Source organism: Paenibacillus sp. XY044, from assembly GCF_002257645.1.
Classification (GTDB): Bacteria; Bacillota; Bacilli; order Paenibacillales; family Paenibacillaceae; genus Paenibacillus_AQ.
Genome location: NZ_NQMO01000007.1, coordinates 114,477 through 137,352 on the forward strand (window position 1 = coordinate 114,477; position 22,876 = coordinate 137,352).

Sequence of the window (22,876 nt, forward strand, 5' to 3'; positions counted from 1 at the left end):
TCCTCCTTAGCTCATGCTCAGTTTAATAATAGCTTGAAGCCCGCCAAGCTCAGAGCGTGATACGGTAATCCCAAACTCTTCTCCATAACGAAGCTGAATTCTACGATGAACATTAAGCAGGCCGGTTGTCTCCTCAATCTGGTTCGTTGAATAACGCAGCCTCTTGCTAAGCGCTTCGATCTCCTCGTCCGTAATGAACTCGCCATTATCTTCTACATAAATGTAAAAATCATCATTTCGCAGCTTGCTGTGCACCCATAGCTCGCCCGTGCCCAGCATATTGCCGAGGGCGTACTTATAAGCATTCTCAATAATAGGCTGCAGAATCAATCGGGGAACTTCAATCGGCTGGGCTTCGACGTCAAACAGCACTTGTATTCGATCCCCGTAACAGATCGTCTGCATCTCCACATAAGTGCGGGAATGCTCAAGCTCCATCTCCAGCGGGATGTCGTCATCATTATGACGAGTAATGAACTGAAAATATTGCCCGATGTATAAACAAAACTGGTAGGCTTTTTCCTTCTGGCTATCGGATTTAATCAAGCGGCAAAGCACGAAAAAGCAATTATATAAAAAATGAGGATTAATTTGCGATTGCAATCTTTTCAGTTCCGAACGCTGATTACGAATTTGCTGCTCATAATTTTCCTCAATCAGTGTTTTCAAAGATTTCACCGTATCGTTAAAAGCCTGGTATAAATAGCCGAACTCATCCTTCCTGCGGTCGATCAAGATCGGTTCCAGCTCGTTTTGCTGCATGCGGCGGAAAGAACGCACCAGCTTGATCAATGGACGGTATATTAACCGGATTAAAAAATAGGTAAAGAAAAATACAATAAAAACAGCAAGCACGCAAGCCCACCAAAATAAAGCTTTATATACCTGCAACGAACCGAGTATCATCTCTTCCGGTATGCTCGTTACCATGTAACAATTCCAGAGGCTGGAATACTTGAATACGGTCAGAAATCGCTTATTTTTGTAATGGATCGTATCATAGCCTTCATCCACGTTCGCTGCCTGCTTTTCAAAAGCCAGCTGCTTCATCAGATCATGCAATTCAAGGTCGGGGCCGCTATTGATTTCCCAGCCGCGCTCCAGATTAAACAATACGGTCTGGCCTCCCCTGCTATTGCCGATTTGCGCTAATGTTTCTTTAATTTTTCCGGTTGAGAGCTCTACGCTTACCACATAGAGCGGGTCTTTTTTGCCTGCAGGGTACTGCATCGTCATAAACAACCGGTCCTGCCAATAAATAAAGGGCCCCGTATAAAGCTTCTTGTCTGGCTGCATTGCTTCATATTCGTCCGCATTCAGATTGGTTTCAAAGCTGTTGCTCAGCACCGTGCGCTCGATCTGCGGAATGTACGCCTTCGACTCGCGAATAAACGGACTGGAATTTTTCATTAAATCCAAGCGGTGCTGAATATCCAGTATTTTATACGACCGCTCATAGGCGTTCATCTGCTCACCTGTCGCCGCCACTTCCATTAAATCCCTGTCCATGACGTAGTTAGGCAAATATCGGCTGATCCGGTCTGCTTCCTGATCCAGGGAGTCTAAATAAAACCGCGTCGTATTCAAAATCGAATCGGATATTTCACTGCGGATATGATGGGCCCCTTGCTCATTAATCATCCAGGTAATAGCCATAAGCGGCAGCAAGGCCGCCAAAAAGGCGGCCATTATTTTTTTGAATATAGAGGAATCCTGTAAAAAGAATATACTTTTCATCGTTTGTTCTCCTGTGCCCGAGATCTACGACCTTCCTGCCTATTCTTTTACACTTCCCATTACAACGCCTTTGATGAAAAACCGCTGCAAGAATGGATAGACAATAAGAATCGGGAAAGCCGCAACGAAGATTTGTGCCGCCCTGCTTGTACGGTCAGACAGCTGGAGCATGAGTTCCGCATTTTCTGATTTAATAAACCGGAAATCCATCTTAATAATAACGGTTTGCAAGAAGGTTTGCAGCGGGTAGTTTTCCGGATGATTCATATAAAGCATGCCATCGAACCAGCTATTCCAATGCCCTACCATCGTAAAAAGCCCCGTTGTCGCCAGTGCGGGCAACGATAGCGGAACATATATTTTCCAAAGCGTTGCAAAATGCCCGGCTCCGTCAATCCGCGAAGCATCCTCAAGCTCCTTGGGCAAATTGCGGTAAAAGTTCAAAAGCAGGATGACGTTGAACACGTTAACCGCCGCAGGAAGCACCAGCGCTCCGAGAGAATCAATAAGTCCCAAGCTTTTAATGGTCAAATAGGTAGGAATAAGTCCGCCGTTGAATAAAATCGTAAAAACGAAGATCCAGGCATAAACGGTTCTTAGACGAAACGTATGGCGGTCCTTGGATAAAGGATAAGCTGTAACAATCGTTAAAAGCATGCTTAATGCCGTCCCTGCAACAACCCGCTCTATAGAAACGCCAAAGGCTCTTAAATATTCAGGCTTGCCGAACACGTTATCATAAGCCGCAGTTGTAAATTCTACAGGCCACAGCGCAACCTTACCTGCTGCCGCCGCCGAACCCGAGCTGAAGGAAATCGCCAAAATATGAATAATCGGCATTAAGCATAAAATAGATATAAACGCGAGAAAGATGAGATTGCCAACTAGAAAAGCCCTTCTTCCGAATGACGGTTTCATGACCACGGTCTGTCTCCTTTCTGCATCACCGAATTTTTCTCGATTAGAAAATACGGTGATTCGCTAGTCGGTATGCGAGTACATAAGATACGGAAATGAAAATAAAGGATACGACTGATTTCAATAAGCCGACAGCTGTGGCAAATCCGAACTGGGCTTGCTGTATCCCCATGCGGTAGACGAAAGTATCTATGATATCGGCACTTTCATAAACCGGCGCGCTGTACAGGTTAAAGATTTGATCAAATCCGGCATTCAGCACATTGCCGATATTAAGCGTAAGCATAAGAACGATGATCGGCATCATACCCGGCAGCGTCACGTGAAGCGTTTGTTTCCAGCGGCCCGCGCCATCCATTTCTGCGGCTTCATAAAGCGTAGGGTTAATTCCGGTCAGCGCCGCCAAATAAACAATGGTGCCAAACCCAAATTCTTTCCATACATCGGAGATGACCATGACATAAGGGAACCAGTTATTGTCGCCAAGAAAGAATATCGGCTTCATGCCGAACCATCCAAGCAGCTGGTTCAATATGCCGGAGGAAGGAGACAAAATATCGATCAGAATACCGCTCAGTAACACCCAGGATAAGAAATGGGGCAGATAAACCAGTGTTTGGAACGTTCTTTTCATCCATTCTTTACGCAATTCATTAAGCAAAATAGCAATGGTGATCGGCACGAACAAACCGGCAACGATTTTCATGACAGCAATATATACCGTGTTAAAGAAGATACGGCCGATATCCGGATAATCCATTAACAATTGGAAGTTCCTCCAACCGATCATCGGGGAGCCGAACAACCCTTTACTCGGCACATATTTTTGAAAAGCCATCATGATTCCTGTCATTGGAATGTAACTAAACATAATAATAAAAGCCAAACCCGGCAGCAGCATCAAATGAAGCGGCCATTCCTTCTTCCATATGCGCGTCAGACTATTCATATCTTCACCTCGCTGATTCACTTTTCAAGCTGTGCATTCCTGTTCAAGAACCTGGTTGTTCTTGAAAAAAGGAGGGATGACATAGAATCATTCCCTCCCTGCAATACCGATCCTATTGAAGCGATTTATACCACTCGTTAACTTCTTTCGTGATTTCATCGCCGCCAAGCTTCTTCCACTCTTCAACGAATTTATCGAACTCGTCTACGGATACTTGGTTCATCATGATTTTGATGAATATTTCATCACGTTTCTTCGTTAAAATTTCTTGTCGGTCTGCCATCGTCGGAGTAGGCGCCCCGTAGAATTTGTTTTGCAAGTATTGCTTGTTCTTTTGAATTTCTGGTACATGAGAAAAGGCTCCATGAGGACCGGAGATTAAATATTCCCACCACATGTTTGTATCGCCTTCAACGTATTGCATGGCGCGTGCATAACGCGTTTTTTGGTCTGCTGTCTCAAGGATGCTTTCGTCTTTGTTTTCAATGGCTTTGGGCAAAATTTCGCCGTTATTGTCGAACTGTTTGCCCACACGAAGCGGGTTAAGCAGCCAGTAGTTGTTGCCTTTTTCCACACGGTCTTTACCATACCCATATACTTTCTGCTCTTCTGTCGGATGATTGTCAGCGACGATCCATTGGTTTAACAAACGGATCACGCCTTCCGGATGCTTGGCTTGTTTAGAGATCACATAGTACTCATCCACACCAAGACCAATTTGATTCAATGTGGGCTTGTTGTCGATTGAAGGGATAGGGAACACTCCCCATTCTTGAACAACCTTGCCGTCTTTCACAGCGCCTTTCGCAAGCTGCGCCGGCGTCCAGGAAGCGCCAAATACCATCCCGATGCTGCCGTCGTAGATGAGCTCAGCAGCTTTTTCCGTATCTTTAACCGAAAACTCAGGATCGATCAGCCCTTTTTTGAACATGTCTTGCAGCGCTGCAAGAGCCTGCTTCATCTCGGGTTGAATATCGCTGTTCATCAAACCGCCGTTTCCGTCTTCCATCCAAATGTTTTCATAAGCATGATAGCCGTTCAAGAACGCTCTCAGACCGGTCACGCCTGTCTCGATACTAAATGGGCTCTTGCTGACCGCAATACCGTAAGCTTCTTTGGTGCCGCCAGGATTCTTCGCTTTGAACGCTTCGGCAATTTTCAAGAAATCATCCATAGTTTTAGGCTCAGGCAGGCCCAGTTCCTTCAGCCAGTCCGTACGAACGAACAAGAATTGATAGTTGAACGGGTTGTATGAGCTGGGAATACCCATCATTTTCCCGTCGATCATCGCTGTTTTCATTTGCATGCCGCCGTCCATGGTCAGAAACTTCTTCGTCTCTTCCGTAGCATTCTGATCATAAATGTCTGTCAAATCCGTAATCATATCCGCTTCAGTAAGCTCTTTAAGCTGTGTTGCATTTACAGGCAGGAAATCCGGAAGATCGTTGGATGCGATGGCTATTTTTACCCTCTCTTTAAATTGGCTTATATCTGCAACCCATTTGTTTGTAATTTTGACACCGATATCTTTTTCATAAGCATCATAAACTGAGTTTTTGTCGAAGCTTTCGCCTTCGTCAAATTTCAAGTAAGGATCGCTTGGTGAAACCGTTGAAACCTCAATCATATCATTGCCGTTTCCTGTGCCTGTTGTTTCGATCGGTTCCTTGGCATTTCCAGACGAATGGTTTGGCCCAGGCGACGTTTTGCTGCTGCAGCCTGTCATTGCCAATGCAAGCGTCAAGGAGACTATTGCAAGTACCTTTTTGCTCTTCACATTTTACCCCTCCGGTATATTTCGTTATTGTTTTCGCTGCAAAATGTACTGCAGTCTTTCATAATTCTAGTATATAAAGAAGCTCCCCGCTGTTCTATAAACTAGTCTTTACTTTCGTATACACCTCTTGACCCCAGGCAAAAATAAATAAAAAGATTGTTTCAACAAAAAATCACCGGCATCCGTGCCGGTGATTTTAAGTGTCTCCTGTTCCTTTGGCTGACGCTGTAATTGCTTAGCCGATTACTAATACCGGCCGCCGTTAAATCATTATTGAGTAGATTGCGCAAAAAATATAAATTACGCCTTTTTAAAGCGCTGGCTTAATGAATCGATTGTCGGGTTGTTTGGTTGTAAAGGTCTGCAAGCGATTTTGCAATCCGATCGATGACCGTCTTAGAGCGGTAATAACCGCCGTGCGAATTAAGCGGGGTGCTGGCCAGAAAACCTGGGTTCCTGACCTCCACATCTTCCGTCACGGCCGCATCATACTGCGGGCTTAAGTGCTTGAGCGGATAGGCGATCACATCATCTTTATCGTAGAAATTAACCCATTCGCCGTATGGGAGCCCTTCGGCCAAAAGAGCAGGCGAAGGAAACGATATCGGCTTGCCAAAGTCCTTATACCGCATCGTCCAGATCGCGATCGGGCTGCCCATTGTGTAAAAATGTGTTAGCGTATCGCCGCGAACGAGTGCAGAAGGATTCTCACTTATCGAAGCAAGCTTGCCGCTTGGCAACCTACCGTTTTGCAGGTCGTATAAGAAGTTACTCGCGATGATGGTGCCAAGACTGTGGCTAATGATGCACAGCGGAGCGCTAGGTCCTGTGCACTGCGCGAGCTCCTGCAGCTTTTCATAAAATCGTTCGTGAATTGCGGTGTAGATGTAGTTTTTGTCATCGTCACCTGCTTTATAGGGCAGCGGCTGATAGGCAATCGCATCACCTAAAAAGCTAATCGCGTACCCACGAGCATCGATCCACTTGTCCCAGTGCAGATTGTCAGGCGCAAGCTTTTCCTTAAGTTCATCTTCAAGTCGATCAGTGATGTCCGCCCAATAAATCCCCTTGCTGACCAGCTCGACCGCTGGACATATTTCACCTAACCGCTTGCTAATGTCGCCTGCCATCGCCTCATGAAAATGTTCTTTTTGCTTCCCAATGCCGTGCACAAACCCTACCGCGATTTTCATCGAATTCCACACCACCTTCATCGCAAATCAACTTCCATATAATTCTAATTATATGGAAGAGTATTTCTTCTTGTAACTACTCTTTTACTGGCTCCCAAGGGTCTAATCCAATTTTTTCGAATTGTGGCTTTCCCTCAAATCAAGAAATTAACGAGAAGATGGCTATTCAAGTTCTTGCGCACCTAGCACTAGGACGTCTGACCGCAAGAACGTCTTTGGGCCTAATGAAAACGGCAGACGATCATTTGATCGGCTGCCGCAGTATCCTAATTCAACAATCGTGCCGTTGATTAATAATGAATGTAGTAATGTTTAAGCGCCAACTTCGTAGGTGTTTATTCTTATCAATTAGTGGTTGATCTTGTCTTTTTCGGAAACGATATATGTTCTTGTCTTCGAGTTTTGATAAGATGTTCTCGTTGTCTTACATTTCTTTTGGCACATCTCACCCAATAACTTTACTCAATAATCGGTAGTTGTTTATCCGATAATAAATCATCAATAAGCATCTTATGTTCGGTGAATATATTCTCGGGTAACTCTTTAAGAGAATAGAATTTATTCTGTATCGATTCCTCGTTACTTTCAACTAACTCACCACTATACTGATTACAGACAAATGAAATTAGAACCAGTGATACTTGGTGGCCATTAGAAAATGTCTTGTCATACTGAGGGCCAGAATAGATCCCGAATAACTTAAGTTCTTCTAATGTAAGCCCCGTCTCTTCGTAAACTTCTCTTCTCGCTGTATCTTGAACGCTCTCTCCTAAATCCATAAACCCGCCTGGAAATCCCCATTGACCATTATCAGAACGTTTCTGCATCAGTACTCGATTTTCTTTGTCAAAAACAAATGCACCCGCAACTACCATAATGACCTTCTCGTTCCCTACCATTGACCTTAAATGTTGTATGTAATCCATGTACACCCTCCATTTTACTAGCCAAATCATAACAATAGTTTATGCTTTATGTATTAGACGTGGAATGGATTTTTGTAACTCGGGCATGGATATTTATTTGAAATCATTACATTACCCTTTTCTATTCAGCCGACTTTTTGGTCGGCTACATTCAATTGTCTTCATTGAGCTTTCGTTTCCCGTTAGCTTAATGGATCTCATTTATAGCCTCAATGCCACCTACCACTTATTCCATTAATCTCCCTTTACTTCTTATTCGTTCGGAATTAATTCATACAAGGCACGAACATCACAACCGATGGAATCGGCGATCGATATAGCAATTTTGAGTGGCATCACTCTTTTGTTTTCAATAAAGTCATAAACTCGTTCCGGTTTAAAAAGCAATTCTTTTGCCAGCCATTCCGCTGACTTTCCGGATTCCATCAATCGTTCACTCAGCAAGCAACGTCCAAGTTCAAATTTCATGAAGCGATGACCCCCCGCGTAAGAAAATATGTATTTAACCTTAAGCGTTGTCCATTACCAGCATGAGTATACTTTATTAAGGGAGCCATAACACTAACGACTGAAATTGAAAATTGATGTCTCTCCATTATTTCATTAAGCACTTTTTTTTAATTTATTCAGATAGTGATTTTTATTGAGCATTACAATAAAATGGAATTATAGTATGAAACGTCGTTCCATTATATGAAACTATAAGAGGGGGGGAATTATATGGCTTACAATTTCTTTGGTCTTGACCACGTTCAACTGGCTGCCCCAGAAGGATGCGAAATAGAGGCTAGGAATTTCTTTAATAACTTATTGGGTTGGACGGAGATTCCTAAACCTGAAATTCTAAAAAAACGTGGTGGCGTTTGGTTCCAATGCGGTACTCATCAAGTACACATCGGAGTACAAAGTGATTTTGTTCCCGCTTCAAAAGCTCACCCAGCATTTCACGTACAGAACTTAGATGAGTTGCGCGAATATCTGCATCACAATAATATTCAAGTAATCGATGATGAAGCAAGGGTTGATGAAGGAGTAAAACGCTTCTATTTAAACGACCCTTTTGGAAATCGACTTGAGTTTTTAGAATGGCTCTCATCATAAGCTCACCCGCAGTTTGTCGTTGTCATAGCCCTTGGAATTCTCCTGCCCGTTAGCGGAATAAAGGGCTGCAACTCGGCAGCCCTTTTGGTATAGATTTATCGTTCTCCGTTAGCTTAACAATCACTGCACTAACTATCCGACTTAATTAGTTTGAACTCCTAGAGAAAGCACGATGCTGGGCTTATTAAAAGGAACATAATACTTTGAAAACAATAATGATGTGCGGAGGGTAAATTAACTATCGGTTGTATGTGAGCTTGAGTTGCCGTCACTGCGCGCTTACCAATTAACCCATTAGTTTCGCCGAAAGCAGTTCACGCATAGCCTCAAGCTCCAACAAGCCCTTCTCTTCGGCTGCTTTTGCCGCATTCAGTTGAGTAATGGCTCGTTCGGCATGAACGGGATCGTTGGGTGTTCCTCCGTCCGGGAAAGGAAACATTTCACTTAATGCCGCTAGCGATTGTTCAACATCCGCGTAATGTTCAGCCGCACATTCCGCGCGTTTCCGCACTTCTTTTTCCAAAGTGGATACTCCGTTCCAATCCATGGCCAGACCGCGCAAAAAGCGGTAAGCATGCTTACGCGCATCATAGACAACCGACGTGTTGTAAGAATTACCAAATGCATCTACAGTCCGATTTGTAAACGCTTGAATCCATGCTTCATAAGCTTTTAGACCGTTTTCGTATTTCGGCGATTCATATTTGTGCTGACGCCTACGGGCATGGTCAATGATCATATCGAGCGCTCCGGATAGCATTAATTCTTTGCTAATATCAAACGAATCGGTGAGGGTGAGCACAAACATCTCGGTAACCTGTCCTCGACCAAGCTTCTCATAGGGTAGCTTTCCATCCCCCCGTGGATCCTTCACATGAAGTATACTCTCTCCGTCATCATATCCGTATATGATCCCGAACTCCGGTATAATTAAATCCCACCCGACAGCAGGTATTCCACGATCAATGCTGTCTTGGATCATTTCAAGTGCTACGGCAAGCACCTCAGGTGTCGGCGGTGTAAAATTTGGAGTTCGTAACCATTTACAACGGAATCCTAGATTCAACAACCCCTTCGGCAAAATGTCTTCCCATTCATAACCGGTTGGTCCGGCGACATCGACATTGTCTCCATTGATGTTAATGCGGAACGCATGACTCGAGTACCCCATAAATTCGGTGAGGCTTAACACCCGTTTCTTTACTATTGCCCAATGCGCTGCCCGCCCCGCTGATGTCCATGTCCCTCGCAGTTCCGTCTTCCAATCCTCATTGGCCATGACACAAAACTCCTTTTCATTAAAATGGCTTTCCGAATTCGTCCAGTATCCGTTTTTTGGGCTTTCCAAGAGCTTGACGGAATTTTAAGTATCCGGCAATATGGACTCGGATGTGCTCACGTTGAAGCTTGGTACGAGAACGGAAGAGATGATTGTTTACGTTCGTGACGGTCATTCGAAACAATTCAGCGATTTCTTTCGAATGTAGTTGCCGGTAAAAATGCGCCTCGAACACGTCCCGCTCTCGTGGGCTGAGACAGTGTAACATATCCCGTAGACCCTGAAGCATTTCCTCACGAACAAGACGCTCCTCAGGGCTTATACCCTGTCTTACCGAGACTGACCGAGTCAGGTGAAACAACACGGCTTCAGCGTCTCCCCAGTTGCTTTCACTAGTAGATGGTTTATACATAGAAAGAGGCTGTTCTTTGCCATAGGGACCACCACGGCGCAGGCGCATGTATGTCTGGTTTCGAACAATACGTTGCAGCCACGGCCCGAAACGTGAGGGCTCGAGTAAACTGCTGAGGCGTAAAAATGCACCGACCAAAGCTTCCTGGACTATATCATCGGCTAAATAGGTGTCCTGCGACATCGAATATGCAAAACCGTAGGCTTTGGCTCGGTGACGGCGTACCAGTTCACCAAAAGCCTCTTGATCGCCTGCCCTAGCGCGACAGACAAGCACATCGTCCGTTTCATTGCTTTGTTCGGCTCTCATCTTTTCATGTATATCTCCTACGCTCTCCCGCACGTTATCACTCCATTTCCCGTACCTCTTATGCGTTCCTCACCGGTGTATGCCTTAATGATGCCAATCCTAGCCGAAACATATCTGCCTCTAGAAAAAATCTTCAATTTCGTGCTCTAACTCGATTCGGTTATGCTACCTGTATGTTGAGAAAACGGCAGCCTCTTCACCGGCTGCCGTTTCTTCTTTCTTAGTTCCTCGTAGGTTGAATAGCTATTTTAAGAGCCAGTTGACCGCCTCTAGAACATTTTCAGCTACATAATCTGGAGCAGCTTCAAGCCATTCTCCAAAAAATTGATTACTACGATATCTGGCCAAATCCTTCTCGCCAGAACCTGTTTTTACTAACACCTTGATACACCCCGCTCTTTGGGCTGCAATCATATCGGTCCACCTATCACCAATAACGGCGCAATTCTTCAACTCCAGATCGTGATCTACTGCTGCTTGAATGAGCATAGCCGGTGAGGGTTTGCGGCAGGAACAGCCTTCCTCACGTTGGTGTGGGCATATGTATATATGATCAAAGCCAAAGGAAGTGAGTTCGTCCTGAAAGTCACCCATCGTTGCATCTCCTCGAGATATACCAGGTTGATTTGTAAAAGCGTAAATGGGCACCCCAGCACTCCCAAGGATTTCAAACGATTGTTTTGAGAATGGAAATAATTTAAAAGCACCGGGGTAAATAACCTCTTCAGAGCCACCGATAGTCCCATCCCTGTCAATAAATACGGCCTGAATTATATTCGAAGTTGACATGTAATCACCACCAAATTGTTTTACAAAAGTTATATGATACTTTTCATTAAAACTACCCTTTGAAGTAATTTAAGTGTAGCCGGATTGCGGTTTTTAGGAGGAGCACATACTTAAAAAATATTTATCAAAGTATCCATTATGGTTTACGGTTATATGGTGTTTGACTGCTCTAACTGTTGTTTTAACGTCGTTATTTTGGAGAAATATCTTATTCGTTTTCTTTTCAGTTATTGTTTTGTATGTGGCAAACGGAGTTCGAGCGTGGAATAGTAATCGGATGTTATCTTCGTCGCCAGATAGCTTGCTCAGTAGCTTACGAAAGGTGCTTGGTACAGTTATATAATTGACATGTCCAATCGTTTTTTGTATGTGTAAGAATAGTTAAAGAGGTGTTATCTATATACGTTTTTTGGAACAGCTGCGGCATAAGATGTTGCAATGACAAACCAATTAATGCTCCATGACTGACAACTAAAATTCTCTTTCCAGCATGACCCACACTCAGTTCTTCGAGAAAAGATAGCCCACGCTTGGCAACCATTTTGAAATCTTCCATCCCAAGATTTTGCTCACGCCAATTAATTCCCCAACGAGAAATGCGTTCTTCCTCGGTGGTGCCCTCAATTAGCCCACAATTAATTTCTCTAATACGATCATCCGTGAATACCGAGGCTATTCCTAAAAATTGCCGTATTATTTCAGCAGTTTGCCTAGCTCTCGTCAGATTACTGGAGAAAATAATGTCCCATTTTTCACTTGTAAATCTATTTGCCAAAGCAGTAGCTTGCTTTATTCCTTCTTCGTTTAGAGGTATATCTGATATACCTTGAGCCTTGCCAAGATTATTCCATTCGGTAACTCCATGCCTAATTAGCCCTATTGTGGTTGCCATCCCTGCCTCCCCTAAATGAGTGCTCTCTTTCCCTGTATTTTCTATCCAAATATATCATATTATTGCGACTAAACTGCCTGTTAACATAATAACGGCAGCCGAACATTTTCGCCGGCTGCCGTCCTGTCATGATTTGAGCTCTTGTTTCCCGTTAGTTCAATCGGAAGACCATTAAATTTTCATCCCAATATTGACATTCAGTCTTTAGGGCATTTCGCTCTGTTCCATAAGTTACAAAACCGATAGTCTCATAAAGTCGCTTTGCCGCGTTATTATTTGAGATGACTGTGAGGTTAATCTGCTCAAGTCCATCACACTTTTTCGCCTTAATAATCAATTCTTGAACCAAGGATTTACCTATTCCTTTTTCTCGAAATTCAGGTGCAACATACATAGCATAGACATTGCCCTTATGTACGATTTTGGGGTTACTTTCCCTAACAAATGTTACGGTACCAATGAGCACACTATTGATAAAGGCGCCTAAAGTAAATCGATTATCTGAAGCAATGAGATTACCTCGAAGTTTCTCAATCGGTTTATCTTCCTCAATTTCATACGTAGTCAAAAATGCCTCAGGATTTTCCTTCAGAGACTTTAACCTTAACTCACGATAAATTTCAGCATCTTTTGAATCCAAAACACGAATCTCCATTTTTCACCTCAACATGCTCACATTTGTTCACCACATTTTTGCATGATTGATTATCAAACTATACTGCCCATTAGCTTATTAATCTAATGTTGTAGTAACGCCCATGGCGCACACATAAGTTCAACTATTATTCATAATCTTCAATTCGCCATTCTTCTTTCCAATCCAAATAAGCCATTTTACTGTCAAACCGGAAGGGTAACCAAACATAATCTGCTTTTTTGTAAAGGAGGTAGCGGTAAAGAATGAAGAAAGGCTTATCGGGTACCGGGGAACTGGAAATATCAGTCCATAGACTCTGTAGAAATCGTCTCGCAGCCGTTGAATAATGCGAAATATTGAAAACAATTGTTCAATGCTGTTCGCAACTGCTTTGTTGGCTGTATGCCATTCTCGTACCAGATATTTTTAACAACGAGCGTCCCGGCTTTTCGCTCAGCGATGACCTCGGCTCGTCCGATTAGGCTTTCTCCGTATAATATAGGTAACACATAATAGCCGAATTTCCGTTTGATTGCGGGCGTGTAAATCTCCCACGTGTAATTGAAGCCAAACAATTCGTTGATCAGCTTTCTGTCCCATATCAAATTGTCCAGCGGGGCAATCAGTTCGCAGCGAAAATTCGGCTCCGGATTTTGCAGGACGGCTTCAATAAGCGGCAAGTCCTCCGCGCGGCAGTACAGCGTATCCTTCAATTGCTCTACGGCAATAGCAACAATGCGAGCCTGGTCCAATAACTGGCGGAAAACCTCGTTGCGCTGCTCCGCTTTCAATCCCCATATGTTTAGCCAGGCATCGGATGCCCGATTCCATAAAAGGCCAACAGCACCGATCCGGCGCAGTACCCGCCACTTGTGATGCTCAAGCTCGACCTTTAGTGGCTCCGACGCATTCAGCAGATTGGGCTGTATGTACTTCCCGGCGATATCGTAATATTTACGTGTTCCTTTTTTGTGATGGATAATCAACTCGCCTGTCGAGTACATCTGTTCCAGCACCGACCGGGATGTATTGTTTCCGCTGCTCCAGTGGATGGCCGATTGCCACGAGAAATTTCCATCCAATTTTAGATCATCCGAACTTAGCGCACCGTGATTTTGGATGTGAACCCGCACTTGCTCAGTCAACACTTCCATTTCGGGATAGCGCTTGGCATGTTGTCGGGCGGCCTCCCTGTACCGCTCAAAATACGGCCAGTCCTCGAGAGGCATAATAGCCAGATTCTTGTCAGGATAATCGATCAGTAATCTATCTTTATACAGCAACTCGTCGAGCATGTTCTTGGTAAATCCTTTGATTCGCGACTGTAGCACCAATTCGGCGTTTTTTCCGCAAACATCGATGGGATCGTATTGAATACAGCCGACCTGCCGCACAAAATCCAATACTCCCTGCTTTCCAGTAAATTGATATTCACCTAACAGCCCGTGCTTCAATAACAGAAATTGCCGAGCTTGACGGTTTGTCAATTCGATCATGTACGCATCGACTCCTTAACGAAACAAACGGGAGCCGCTTGCACATGATGATGGATGGCGAGGTTGCTTATCTCAATATAGTTATTATTTACTTCTTGCCATAATGGCGGTATCCATTTGTGAGCTTCATCTGCAACCCTCTTTCCTAATACCGAAAATTGCTCTTTTTCAACAATTTCAATCACACCTATTCCCCCTATCCGTGGAAAACACAAAACGCAAACCCACGTTCCCATAAATTTACCATTGTCCAGAGAATAAAAACAAGAGGTATTGAAAAATAACCGCTCGATAGCTTAGCCTTCCACGCTTGAACCCAACTAGAAATTCATGTTCACATTCAATGGCGCCCGATGTTACTTCTATCTCGGTTACGTAGAATATATAAGGCTCTTTGAAATATGAAACTGATATTATTGTATCTTCTTAGATCCTAACTTCCCAGATTATCGTTCCCCGTTAATTCAGTCACCTATTTCTTTCTTCAACATCAATTCGTCGTCTATAACATATTACTTTATTCTAATGACTACTTTGCCCTTGGCCCTTCCGCTTTCCAGATATTTAAATGCTTGCTCGGCATCTTTCAAATGATACACCTGATCAATAATAGGTTTAATGAGTCCTCCTTCAATAAATTCTTTTATAACCTTCAATTGTTCTCCGCTCGGTTTCATAAAAAGGAAGTGATACCTCGTTTGGCTCTTCTTCTCTTGGGCTTTGATTTTACGACTCGCGATGGACAAAATTGTTGTTTTCATCCAACCCAATTTCGCCTCTTTTCCAAATCTGGCGTTTGGCATGCCGGAAATGGATACAATTTGTCCGCCTGGTTTCAGTATGCGGAATGATTTTTCCAAAGCTTCTCCACCTAAAGTATCAAAAACAGCGTCATATCCGTTAAGGATTTCTTCAAAATTCTCTTTTTTATAATTAATAATTAGATCGGCCCCCAACGATTTGACCAGTTCATAGCCTTTTTCGCTTGCAGTTGTGGCAACAAATGCGCCCATCAACTTGGCCAGTTGAATGGCGAAAGTTCCTACGCCTCCCGAACCTGCGTGAATTAAAATTTTTTGGCCTTTTTGAAGATTTAATATATCCACAAATGCTTGGTAAGTCGTAAGTCCAATCAGTGGTAGCGATGCCGCCTCTTCAAACGATAGATTCTGCGGTTTCAGCCAAATATCTTCCTCATGGACAGCAATAAACTCAGCTAATGTTCCGATTCGGTTCTTGCGAGGTCTTCCGTAAACTTCATCTCCGGGTTTAAATGTATTCACCCGGCTGCCAACCTTGACTATAACTCCTGAGAAATCATTCCCCAAAATAAGAGGAAACCTGTAATTCAATAGTAATTTCATTCTCCCTTCCTTAATTTTATAGTCAATAGGATTTAAGCTGGCTGCATGAATTTCCACTAACACATCATGTTCTCCGATGTTCGGCATTGGTTGTTCTGACATCACGACTGGAACATTTTTTCCGTACTTCTTAATGGTCATAGCCTTCATTTAATATCACTTCCATTATTTGATTATTGGTTTAAACAAACGAACCAAAATGCTAAATAAATATAACTAGAATATCCGCTTATGTTTTTTGCTAATCACTAAGACCATTGCATTCGTCTTCAACGGCAGTAATTAATAACTTGAGTTGTTCAAGTGGTTTACGGACAGTCAATACATAATAATTTTCTACGCCTTTTTTTTCAGATTTAATAAAACCAGACTGTTTCAACACCTTTAAATGATGGGATACAGCCGGTCTAGACAAATTGATATGTCCTGCTATTGTATTAACATTAAGTCCCCATTTGTTCTGTGCTAACAGCATAATAATGGCTTGCCGATTTTCATCGGTCAGCACTTCCAATAGAGGGATACAATCTTTAAATTGTTGTAGAACATCCTCAGTTTGCTGGCTCATGCGATTCACCTCTAAAGTTCATTGGTTTAATCCTTTAAACACAATTATAGATATTTTATTAGCAAAATCAAGCCTATACCAGCCAGCACACCTAAAATTGGTGTCATTTGTGATAAGGTTCACCTCAAATGAGGCGGCATCGAATACAAAAATAGAGGGACTGCAGACCCTCTTTTGTTCAGTGTGCCTAACGCTTACCAAGCTGAGCTCTTTTTTAATTTCTCCGTCGTTTATGCTCCGTCGTTTATGTCACATATTCGAGCTTGCCTGTGAGCTTACCCTCTTCTCGATCGATCCCTGAATGTACCGTTCGCCCCATTCGCACATGACATCGATTACCGGTCGAAGTGAGTTGCCCAACTCGCTTAATTCGTACACGACTTTCGGCGGGACCTGGTTGTATACCGTTCTAATAATCACCCCATCCTCCTCCAACTCTCTAAGCTGCTGGGTCAGCATTTTCTGGGTGATGCCAGGGGTCATTTTCTTTAGCTCGCTCGTTCGTTTCGCCCCATACGTTAAATGACATAAAATGAGCGTTTTCCATTTCCCCCCGATGACCTCCAGCGTAGCTTCAATAGGGATGTTAAAAGACTGCGGCATATTCGCTCTCATAGCCTTCTTCCCTCCGTTCTAACGGGTACTTTTTGGTTCCTATATCACCTTTTGGTGAAAATGATACAAAAAAGTGCGTACTTTTATTCCTCGATTATATGATAGATAATCTCGTTGTGCCAATACGGAAATCGTCGCAACTCATCCGCCGTTTCCGTAATAGCTGATTATGCTTGTTAAGGAGGACAAAGTCAATGAAGGCAAATGTTCAAAGTATCCAAAGTTCCGGCAAGCTCTCATGGGGCTTATTGTTTGTATTATGCGGAGCCATCTTTCTGGAAGGGATCGATGTGTCGATGATTGGCGTTGCATTACCTTCCATCCGTGCTGAACTGGGCATGTCGACCAGTTCGCTACAATGGGTGGTTAGCGCCTATGTACTGGGTTATGGCGGCTTCATGCTGCTGGGGGGGCGGGCAGCCGACTTGTTCGGGCGAAGAAAAATGTTTCTGGTATGGCTCACTATTTTCTTTGTCTTCTCCGGGTTTGGAGGATTATCGACCGAAGGCTGGATGCTGATCGCCGCCCGATTCGTAACAGGCATTAGTGCGGCATTTATGACTCCGGCCGGTTTATCCATCATCACGACAAGCTTTACGGAAGGAAATGCACGTAACAAGGCATTACTTGTATATGCTGGCACGGCAGCCGCCGGGTTTTCCCTCGGACTCGTGGTCGGTGGGGTCTTAAGTGAGATCAGTTGGCGATGGGTTTTCTACGGTCCAGTGCTATTTGCATTCGTGATTCTTCTAGCTGCCATTCGTCTCATACCGGTCTCCGGACGGTTGGAGGCCCCCGCCCAAGGCTTCGATCTGGCCGGAGCAACCAGCATTACAGCGGCCATGCTGCTGTTGGTCTACAGTGTCGTGGAATTTTCCAATCTAGGCTGGAGTTGGACCATCGGATTACTAGCATGCAGTGCTCTGTTATTTGGCATCTTTGCGACAATAGAAAGACGTTCGGCTTCTCCCTTGGTACGTCTAGGCATTTTTGCTGCTAGCTCACTCGTAAGGGCTAACCTTGGTGCCATGTTGTTTGCCGGCTCCTTTTTCGGATTCCAATTCGTAACGGTGCTATACCTCCAAGAACTGCGCGGCTGGTCATCTTTTGAAACCGGTCTTGCCCTGTTGGCTGTCGGTGTCGATTCCATACTCGCACCTACCCTGACTCCCAAACTGGTACATCGTTTCGGCAACATTCCCGTGATTTTCGGTGGTTTCTGTCTCGCTGCTGTCGCTTACGCCCTATTCCTTCCCATCGGTCTGAATTGGACCTATGCTGCTATGTTTCCGACGATGATTCTGACCGGTATCGCCTTTTCTCTGACTTATGGACCTTTAACCATCGCCGCCACGGACGGAATATCGGAAGAAGAGCAAGGGCTCGCCGGCGGTCTATTGAACACTTCTTTCCAATTTGGTGCCGCGCTCGGCTTGGCGGTCGTAACTGCTATACAGATTGGCGCCACAGGTTCCGACAAATCACCACAAGCAATGCTTGACGGCTACCGCACAGCGATGATTGTACCGATCGCAGCATCCATTCTCGGGATTGGTATCACCGCCCTAGGTATTCGTAAACGTTCAAAAAAAAATATGTGAACAGCTAAAATGACAGTACGCCCTGCATCACAGAACGGACATCCGTGAACCAAACCCTATTGGAATCAGCCAATACAGATAAAAAAGCACTGCTTCTTATCCAACATAAGGCCGGAAGCTGTCTCCTAAGACTCGTATTGCTTGCCTGCAAGCGCAACAGCATAATTTCATTACCTTCTTTAACCGTTCCGAACGGATCTTGTAAGGAAAAGGGGCACCCGGTGTCGAGTGCCCCTTCAACCTCTTCACCAAATCTTCATCACCCAATGGCGGCCGATGAAAAGACGACCGGGAAATGATCGCCCATCAGAATGTCCCCTTTGTTAACCGTGACATATGACAGCATCGGATGGCTGCCGTCCGGCTCGTAACGGGTATGGCCCGGCATGTAGTGAACGGCGATTGCCCGCCGTTTGCGCTCCGAACGGTTGTGGGGGCTTCCGTGCCAAGTGAGGCTATGGTGGTAGCCAACCTGCCCCTTCTTGATTTCAAACGGTACCGCTTCCACTTTTGCTTCCTCGGGCAGCAGCTCCGGCTGACGATGATAAGGCATGAAATCGGGCGTGTTCGCCAAATAATCTTGATGGTTCCCCCACTTATGGCTGCCGGGCACCATCCACATGCAGCCGTTCTCGATGACCGCATCGTCGAGCGCGACCCAAGCGCTGACCAAATCCGCGGGCTGAATGATCGGCCAAAGCGGGTGGTCCTGGTGCCAGTTCGTCGGACCGCCGGAGACGGGCGGTTTGTATTGGATTTGATCATGCCATATCCGCAGCGTATCGGTGCCGCACAGCTGGGCGATCTCCTCGCAAATGACCGGATGCGCGGCATGCTGGAAGAAAGCGTCGCTGGCCATCCAAATGTTGACGATTTGCACCACTTTCTCACTGACCGTCATTTTCATCCCCTCGTGAAGGGAATCGCTGCTTTCCGCGAGCATGTTTCGGTTCAGGACCGGTTTATTCACCGACTTTCCTTCCATGACTAAATCAAGCTCTTCGCGCAGACGCTCCACTTCCTCGTCGTTTAAGACAATGCCGCCTTTCACAAAACCATTCTTCTCGAATTCGGCCAACTGGTTTGCATTCAGCATCTTACCTCACGCTCCCGCTCGTTTTATAATAATGGATGTAAACGCTTTTTACAGATTTATCATAAAGGGAATGCTCATCATTGTATTTTCCGAAATCCATCATCTTTTTGGGTATTTCCAAGTTTAAGCTTCAGACGGAGGAGATTGTTCATGTATACCGGAACATTAGACATGATTACGCCAACGGTCAATTTTTCTGCCCGGGCAACGGCGGAGGCGGGTACGGACTGGGGGTATCGGAAGATCCCCGACAATCAGCTTTTCTATGTCGTGTCCGGCTGCGCGGAGCTCGAGATTGGAGGACAAAAAGTAGCCATTCGGCCGGGGGAATGCGTTTGTTACGGTCCGGAATGCCAAACGAAGCTGACGACTTTTCGAACGACGGATTATTTCAGCGTTCATTTCCATTGGCACGCCCCTTCTCCTTTGCCCGTCCATCCCGGACTCCAAATCAAATATGGCGATCCGGGCTCATTCAGCGCCCCGCGTCAGTCCGTTTTTCATGTACCGTCTTACGGAGAAGTCACGGTTCCTACCCTGCTATCCGTGGCCGGACTTGAACCGATCTTGTCTAAAATGGTTAACGAATACGAATCCGAGCTTCCGGGATATACACTGACACTGCGTTCGCTTATGATGCAGGCGATTGCCCTGATCTGTCGACAACTGCTCGGGAACGAGCCCGTACAGGGATCGAGGAACAAGATCGAGCCGGCCATTCAAGCGATGCAGGATGAGCCCGGCACAAACTGGTCGGTTGCAACACTTGCCAGCTTGTGCGGCTATCATCCGGTCCATTTCACCAAGCTGTTCAAACATGAAATGGGGGTGACGCCGAAGCATTTTATTATCAGGGAAAGGATCAAACGGGCGAAGCTTGCGCTTCTGCAGGGCGAGAAGCTGGAATTGATCGCGGAAAAATTCGGTTTTAAGAGCCTTCACTATTTCAGTTATCAATTCAAGCAGGAGACGGGTCTCACGCCGACGGAATTCCGAATGCACGGCCGGACCGGCGGAGATGGATAGCGCCCTTGTTCCTCCTCTCCGTCTATACGCCATCAATTCCCGGATCATCCAGTCTGACACGGCGGCCTTCCTGATTGGAAACATAGCTCGCCAACACCATGCGAAGGGAAGCTCTGCCTTCCTCCGCCGTTGCAATCGGACCGCGTTCGCCCCGCAAAAATTCGGCCAGCGGCTTCGCGAGCACGCGAATGCGCTGCCCGTGATTGGACGGGCTGCCGATCTCGCTGACCGTCCAGGAGCCGGTTTGTGCATCGAACCGCTTCAGCCCCTCCATATCCTCCGGACGCGGTACGTTACAGCTCGGAACATCCCCGTAATTTTGCACGATCGTGCCTCGTTCGCAGATGATCTCTACCGTATTCTCTGCCGCCGTACAGGTGAAAGAGCAGCTCACTTCGGCAATTGGACCGTTCGGATAACGAAAGATGACGATTCCGTTGTCATTCGGAATCTGCGGATTATAGAGCGATGCGATTTCAGCCGTAACCGTCTCCGGTATCCCAAGCAGAAACTGAAGAAAGTCCACCGGATGAGACGCGTCGTCCGCCCAAATATCCCGATTGAACAACGGGTTTACATGCCAAGATTGGGCGAATTCCGCATTCAGTCCCATTGGAAGTCCATGTCTGCGCCTTACCATAAACACCCTGCCAAGCTCCCCGCTTTCAAGCCATTGCTTCATTTGAAGATTTTGCGGGTCCACCCGCATTTGCCATGCCATCGTGAACGGTACCGAATGCTTGTGTACGGCTTCTACAATGCGGTCCGCTTCGGACATCGAGAGCGCCATGGGCTTTTGCAGCACGATCATTTTGCCGCAGGCAGCTGCCAGCTCAACCAGTTCGGCATGCATCGAAGTCTCCGCGGCGATGACGACCGCTTGAATATCGCTGCGACTCAGCAGCTCTTTCGTGCTCGAATAAGGGTTGATCTTAAAGGATTTACTGCCAGCATCCAGCCTTTTGAGATCGTGGTCCCACCCGGCCACCACTTTGATGCCATGCTCAGGATTTTTCCATTCTTCGATGTAAGCGTTGATGTGTCCATGAGCAAACCCCAGGATCCCTAAGCCTATCGTTCTGTCCATCCTTCTCCTCCATTCTGCATTCAGTCTCGCATTTTCTATTTCCATCATAATTAGCGGGCAACTTTCATGATCTATCCCGACAACAATATAAAAATCGTCATACATTCCATAGCGTTCAACTGAAGATCATTCGTTGGCTCCTGCCTGGCGTGCATGCCACGACTGAAAGGAATACATTCCAGCATGTCGCCATGAAACAGCCGCATGGTTTATTTCGGCCACGTTCCAACAGCCATAACCAACTACATTGTCCAATAGAGTGCCTTCAGCGATCGAACCACCAAGTACCCCAATAAATTGAATGGAAAATCAAATTATGTATTCGTTACCAACTCTCAATATTCCTGTCCGTTAGTTCAATATTAAAGGACGCTCCCGAGCCTTTTGCAGCGACAATATCGCATCAGTATCAAAACCTCAACATTTTGGAGAGTGTAGCTCATTCGCTCGATAATCCTAACTAAGAAAAAAAAAGAGAACATCTACAGGGATGTTCTCTTTATCACTGCTGCACTTTTCTTATTAAACTAAAGTTCCTCGTTAGTTCAATAATGAAGCACTAATGTACCAACTTTCCTACCACTTCTTCGGTTACTTGCGTAATGTGAACTGGTTTTAGTCCCCTTGAATAGCGTTGTCCCTCTCCCTTCTCGTACGACATGAACGGCACCGAATAGCCGCAGGATGTATGGATTTTCTTGATGTATATCGACCACAATGATCTGCGGACGCCGGGCAGCGGATCGAACATCCAGTATAACGGCTCCCTCTCTCTCCTCCGGGAGAATATCTTTCCGTTTCCGTAGAGGCGCAGGATGTTTGCAGGCCCCTGGAATGCGCAGAACATGATTGTGTTTCGACCTTTCTCTTCAAGACGGGCGCTGGTCTCATTGCCGCTCCCGGTCAAATCCAAGTACGCGACCCTACGCTCGGACAAAATCCGGAACGTATCATACCCTTACGGCGACAAATTGACGTGCCCATCCCGCAACATGGGCGCCGTTCCAACAAAGAACAGGTGCTGCTTATGGATAAAGGCCTTGTGCTCGGGGGACCACCTCGACTCAACAAGATTTTATTCCCTTTATGAAAGAGGGTTTCTTG

The 22,876-nt window shown here is 45.4% G+C and carries 22 protein-coding genes; 3 read left to right on the plus strand and 19 right to left on the minus strand.

Going from position 1 to position 22,876, the window contains the following annotated elements; all coding sequences use genetic code 11:
- Positions 1 to 6 precede the first annotated feature (6 nt).
- From CJP46_RS24970 to CJP46_RS25000, 7 genes are all read right to left on the minus strand, one after another.
- Positions 7 to 1,737 (minus strand): sensor histidine kinase, encoded by a 1,731-nt coding sequence (locus tag CJP46_RS24970; protein WP_094598356.1) that lies wholly within the window; start codon positions 1,735 to 1,737, stop codon positions 7 to 9.
- Positions 1,738 to 1,776: 39 nt separating this feature from the next.
- Positions 1,777 to 2,655 carry a carbohydrate ABC transporter permease gene (locus CJP46_RS24975; RefSeq protein WP_094598357.1) on the minus strand — a complete coding sequence of 293 codons (879 nt, stop codon included), beginning with the start codon at positions 2,653 to 2,655 and terminating at the stop codon, positions 1,777 to 1,779.
- A 43-nt stretch (positions 2,656 to 2,698) separates the two neighbouring features.
- The gene (locus CJP46_RS24980; protein ID WP_094598358.1) at positions 2,699 to 3,604 is read right to left on the minus strand and encodes an ABC transporter permease; all 906 of its coding nucleotides are present in this window, start codon (positions 3,602 to 3,604) and stop codon (positions 2,699 to 2,701) included.
- A gap of 112 nt (positions 3,605 to 3,716) precedes the next feature.
- Positions 3,717 to 5,381, minus strand: a complete 1,665-nt coding sequence (locus tag CJP46_RS24985) for an extracellular solute-binding protein (RefSeq protein WP_256992517.1) — start codon at positions 5,379 to 5,381, stop codon at positions 3,717 to 3,719.
- A gap of 323 nt (positions 5,382 to 5,704) precedes the next feature.
- Complete coding sequence (locus CJP46_RS24990; protein WP_143813028.1) at positions 5,705 to 6,574, minus strand: chemotaxis protein; 870 nt, start codon at positions 6,572 to 6,574, stop codon at positions 5,705 to 5,707.
- A 458-nt stretch (positions 6,575 to 7,032) separates the two neighbouring features.
- Positions 7,033 to 7,500: an NUDIX hydrolase gene (locus CJP46_RS24995; protein ID WP_094598360.1), complete on the minus strand. Its 468-nt coding sequence runs from the start codon at positions 7,498 to 7,500 to the stop codon at positions 7,033 to 7,035.
- 252 nt (positions 7,501 to 7,752) lie between these two features.
- The gene (locus CJP46_RS25000; protein ID WP_094598361.1) at positions 7,753 to 7,968 is read right to left on the minus strand and encodes a transcriptional regulator; all 216 of its coding nucleotides are present in this window, start codon (positions 7,966 to 7,968) and stop codon (positions 7,753 to 7,755) included.
- A gap of 252 nt (positions 7,969 to 8,220) precedes the next feature.
- Here CJP46_RS25000 and CJP46_RS25005 point away from each other — a divergent pair, with 252 nt between their 5' ends.
- The gene (locus tag CJP46_RS25005) at positions 8,221 to 8,601 is read left to right on the plus strand and encodes a VOC family protein (RefSeq protein WP_094598362.1); all 381 of its coding nucleotides are present in this window, start codon (positions 8,221 to 8,223) and stop codon (positions 8,599 to 8,601) included.
- Between the two features lie 286 nt (positions 8,602 to 8,887).
- Here CJP46_RS25005 and CJP46_RS25010 read toward each other — a convergent pair whose 3' ends face one another.
- The 10 genes from CJP46_RS25010 to CJP46_RS25055 form a co-directional block, all read right to left on the minus strand.
- On the minus strand, positions 8,888 to 9,880 hold the full coding sequence (locus CJP46_RS25010) for a hypothetical protein (protein ID WP_094598363.1): 993 nt from the start codon (positions 9,878 to 9,880) through the stop codon (positions 8,888 to 8,890).
- Between the two features lie 19 nt (positions 9,881 to 9,899).
- Positions 9,900 to 10,601 carry an RNA polymerase sigma factor gene (locus CJP46_RS25015; RefSeq protein WP_094598364.1) on the minus strand — a complete coding sequence of 234 codons (702 nt, stop codon included), beginning with the start codon at positions 10,599 to 10,601 and terminating at the stop codon, positions 9,900 to 9,902.
- 243 nt (positions 10,602 to 10,844) lie between these two features.
- Positions 10,845 to 11,390 (minus strand): HAD-IIIA family hydrolase, encoded by a 546-nt coding sequence (locus tag CJP46_RS25020; protein WP_094598365.1) that lies wholly within the window; start codon positions 11,388 to 11,390, stop codon positions 10,845 to 10,847.
- A gap of 313 nt (positions 11,391 to 11,703) precedes the next feature.
- Positions 11,704 to 12,282 carry a histidine phosphatase family protein gene (locus CJP46_RS25025; RefSeq protein WP_094598366.1) on the minus strand — a complete coding sequence of 193 codons (579 nt, stop codon included), beginning with the start codon at positions 12,280 to 12,282 and terminating at the stop codon, positions 11,704 to 11,706.
- Between the two features lie 151 nt (positions 12,283 to 12,433).
- The gene (locus CJP46_RS25030) at positions 12,434 to 12,922 is read right to left on the minus strand and encodes a GNAT family N-acetyltransferase (protein ID WP_306431085.1); all 489 of its coding nucleotides are present in this window, start codon (positions 12,920 to 12,922) and stop codon (positions 12,434 to 12,436) included.
- A 299-nt stretch (positions 12,923 to 13,221) separates the two neighbouring features.
- A complete protein-coding gene (locus tag CJP46_RS25035; RefSeq protein WP_094598368.1) occupies positions 13,222 to 14,415 on the minus strand; it encodes a winged helix-turn-helix domain-containing protein in 1,194 nt (397 codons plus the stop codon).
- On the minus strand, positions 14,412 to 14,600 hold the full coding sequence (locus tag CJP46_RS25040; protein WP_094598369.1) for a hypothetical protein: 189 nt from the start codon (positions 14,598 to 14,600) through the stop codon (positions 14,412 to 14,414). The genes CJP46_RS25035 and CJP46_RS25040 overlap by 4 nt, the downstream gene beginning before the upstream one ends.
- 327 nt (positions 14,601 to 14,927) lie before the next feature.
- Positions 14,928 to 15,929: an NADP-dependent oxidoreductase gene (locus tag CJP46_RS25045; RefSeq protein WP_094598370.1), complete on the minus strand. Its 1,002-nt coding sequence runs from the start codon at positions 15,927 to 15,929 to the stop codon at positions 14,928 to 14,930.
- A 91-nt stretch (positions 15,930 to 16,020) separates the two neighbouring features.
- Positions 16,021 to 16,347, minus strand: coding sequence for an ArsR/SmtB family transcription factor (locus CJP46_RS25050; protein WP_094598371.1), 327 nt, complete (start codon positions 16,345 to 16,347; stop codon positions 16,021 to 16,023).
- 249 nt (positions 16,348 to 16,596) lie between these two features.
- A complete protein-coding gene (locus tag CJP46_RS25055) occupies positions 16,597 to 16,962 on the minus strand; it encodes a winged helix-turn-helix transcriptional regulator (RefSeq protein WP_094598372.1) in 366 nt (121 codons plus the stop codon).
- 194 nt (positions 16,963 to 17,156) lie between these two features.
- Between CJP46_RS25055 and CJP46_RS25060 the strand changes: the two genes are divergently transcribed.
- On the plus strand, positions 17,157 to 18,563 hold the full coding sequence (locus CJP46_RS25060) for an MFS transporter (protein ID WP_094598373.1): 1,407 nt from the start codon (positions 17,157 to 17,159) through the stop codon (positions 18,561 to 18,563).
- 259 nt (positions 18,564 to 18,822) lie between these two features.
- Here the strand turns inward: CJP46_RS25060 and CJP46_RS25065 are convergent, their stop codons facing one another.
- Positions 18,823 to 19,659 (minus strand): phytanoyl-CoA dioxygenase family protein, encoded by an 837-nt coding sequence (locus CJP46_RS25065; RefSeq protein WP_094598374.1) that lies wholly within the window; start codon positions 19,657 to 19,659, stop codon positions 18,823 to 18,825.
- A 150-nt stretch (positions 19,660 to 19,809) separates the two neighbouring features.
- Here CJP46_RS25065 and CJP46_RS25070 point away from each other — a divergent pair, with 150 nt between their 5' ends.
- Complete coding sequence (locus tag CJP46_RS25070) at positions 19,810 to 20,685, plus strand: AraC family transcriptional regulator (protein WP_094598375.1); 876 nt, start codon at positions 19,810 to 19,812, stop codon at positions 20,683 to 20,685.
- A gap of 22 nt (positions 20,686 to 20,707) precedes the next feature.
- Here the strand turns inward: CJP46_RS25070 and CJP46_RS25075 are convergent, their stop codons facing one another.
- A complete protein-coding gene (locus tag CJP46_RS25075) occupies positions 20,708 to 21,772 on the minus strand; it encodes a Gfo/Idh/MocA family protein (RefSeq protein WP_179281322.1) in 1,065 nt (354 codons plus the stop codon).
- Positions 21,773 to 22,876: the final 1,104 nt, after the last annotated feature.

Excerpts from the sequence above, each read along its gene's own strand:
- CJP46_RS24970 (WP_094598356.1), bottom strand. The coding sequence starts at position 1,737 with ATGAAAAGTATATTCTTTTTACAGGATTCCTCTATATTCAAAAAAATA.
- CJP46_RS24975 (WP_094598357.1), bottom strand. The coding sequence starts at position 2,655 with ATGAAACCGTCATTCGGAAGAAGGGCTTTTCTAGTTGGCAATCTCATC.
- CJP46_RS24980 (WP_094598358.1), bottom strand. The coding sequence starts at position 3,604 with ATGAATAGTCTGACGCGCATATGGAAGAAGGAATGGCCGCTTCATTTG.
- CJP46_RS24990 (WP_143813028.1), bottom strand. The coding sequence starts at position 6,574 with ATGAAAATCGCGGTAGGGTTTGTGCACGGCATTGGGAAGCAAAAAGAA.
- CJP46_RS24995 (WP_094598360.1), bottom strand. The coding sequence starts at position 7,500 with ATGGATTACATACAACATTTAAGGTCAATGGTAGGGAACGAGAAGGTC.
- CJP46_RS25000 (WP_094598361.1), bottom strand. The coding sequence starts at position 7,968 with ATGAAATTTGAACTTGGACGTTGCTTGCTGAGTGAACGATTGATGGAA.
- CJP46_RS25005 (WP_094598362.1), top strand. The coding sequence starts at position 8,221 with ATGGCTTACAATTTCTTTGGTCTTGACCACGTTCAACTGGCTGCCCCA.
- CJP46_RS25010 (WP_094598363.1), bottom strand. The coding sequence starts at position 9,880 with ATGGCCAATGAGGATTGGAAGACGGAACTGCGAGGGACATGGACATCA.
- CJP46_RS25015 (WP_094598364.1), bottom strand. The coding sequence starts at position 10,601 with ATGAGAGCCGAACAAAGCAATGAAACGGACGATGTGCTTGTCTGTCGC.
- CJP46_RS25020 (WP_094598365.1), bottom strand. The coding sequence starts at position 11,390 with ATGTCAACTTCGAATATAATTCAGGCCGTATTTATTGACAGGGATGGG.
- CJP46_RS25025 (WP_094598366.1), bottom strand. The coding sequence starts at position 12,282 with ATGGCAACCACAATAGGGCTAATTAGGCATGGAGTTACCGAATGGAAT.
- CJP46_RS25035 (WP_094598368.1), bottom strand. The coding sequence starts at position 14,415 with ATGATCGAATTGACAAACCGTCAAGCTCGGCAATTTCTGTTATTGAAG.
- CJP46_RS25045 (WP_094598370.1), bottom strand. The coding sequence starts at position 15,929 with ATGAAGGCTATGACCATTAAGAAGTACGGAAAAAATGTTCCAGTCGTG.
- CJP46_RS25050 (WP_094598371.1), bottom strand. The coding sequence starts at position 16,347 with ATGAGCCAGCAAACTGAGGATGTTCTACAACAATTTAAAGATTGTATC.
- CJP46_RS25055 (WP_094598372.1), bottom strand. The coding sequence starts at position 16,962 with ATGAGAGCGAATATGCCGCAGTCTTTTAACATCCCTATTGAAGCTACG.
- CJP46_RS25060 (WP_094598373.1), top strand. The coding sequence starts at position 17,157 with ATGAAGGCAAATGTTCAAAGTATCCAAAGTTCCGGCAAGCTCTCATGG.
- CJP46_RS25065 (WP_094598374.1), bottom strand. The coding sequence starts at position 19,659 with ATGCTGAATGCAAACCAGTTGGCCGAATTCGAGAAGAATGGTTTTGTG.
- CJP46_RS25070 (WP_094598375.1), top strand. The coding sequence starts at position 19,810 with ATGTATACCGGAACATTAGACATGATTACGCCAACGGTCAATTTTTCT.
- CJP46_RS25075 (WP_179281322.1), bottom strand. The coding sequence starts at position 21,772 with ATGGACAGAACGATAGGCTTAGGGATCCTGGGGTTTGCTCATGGACAC.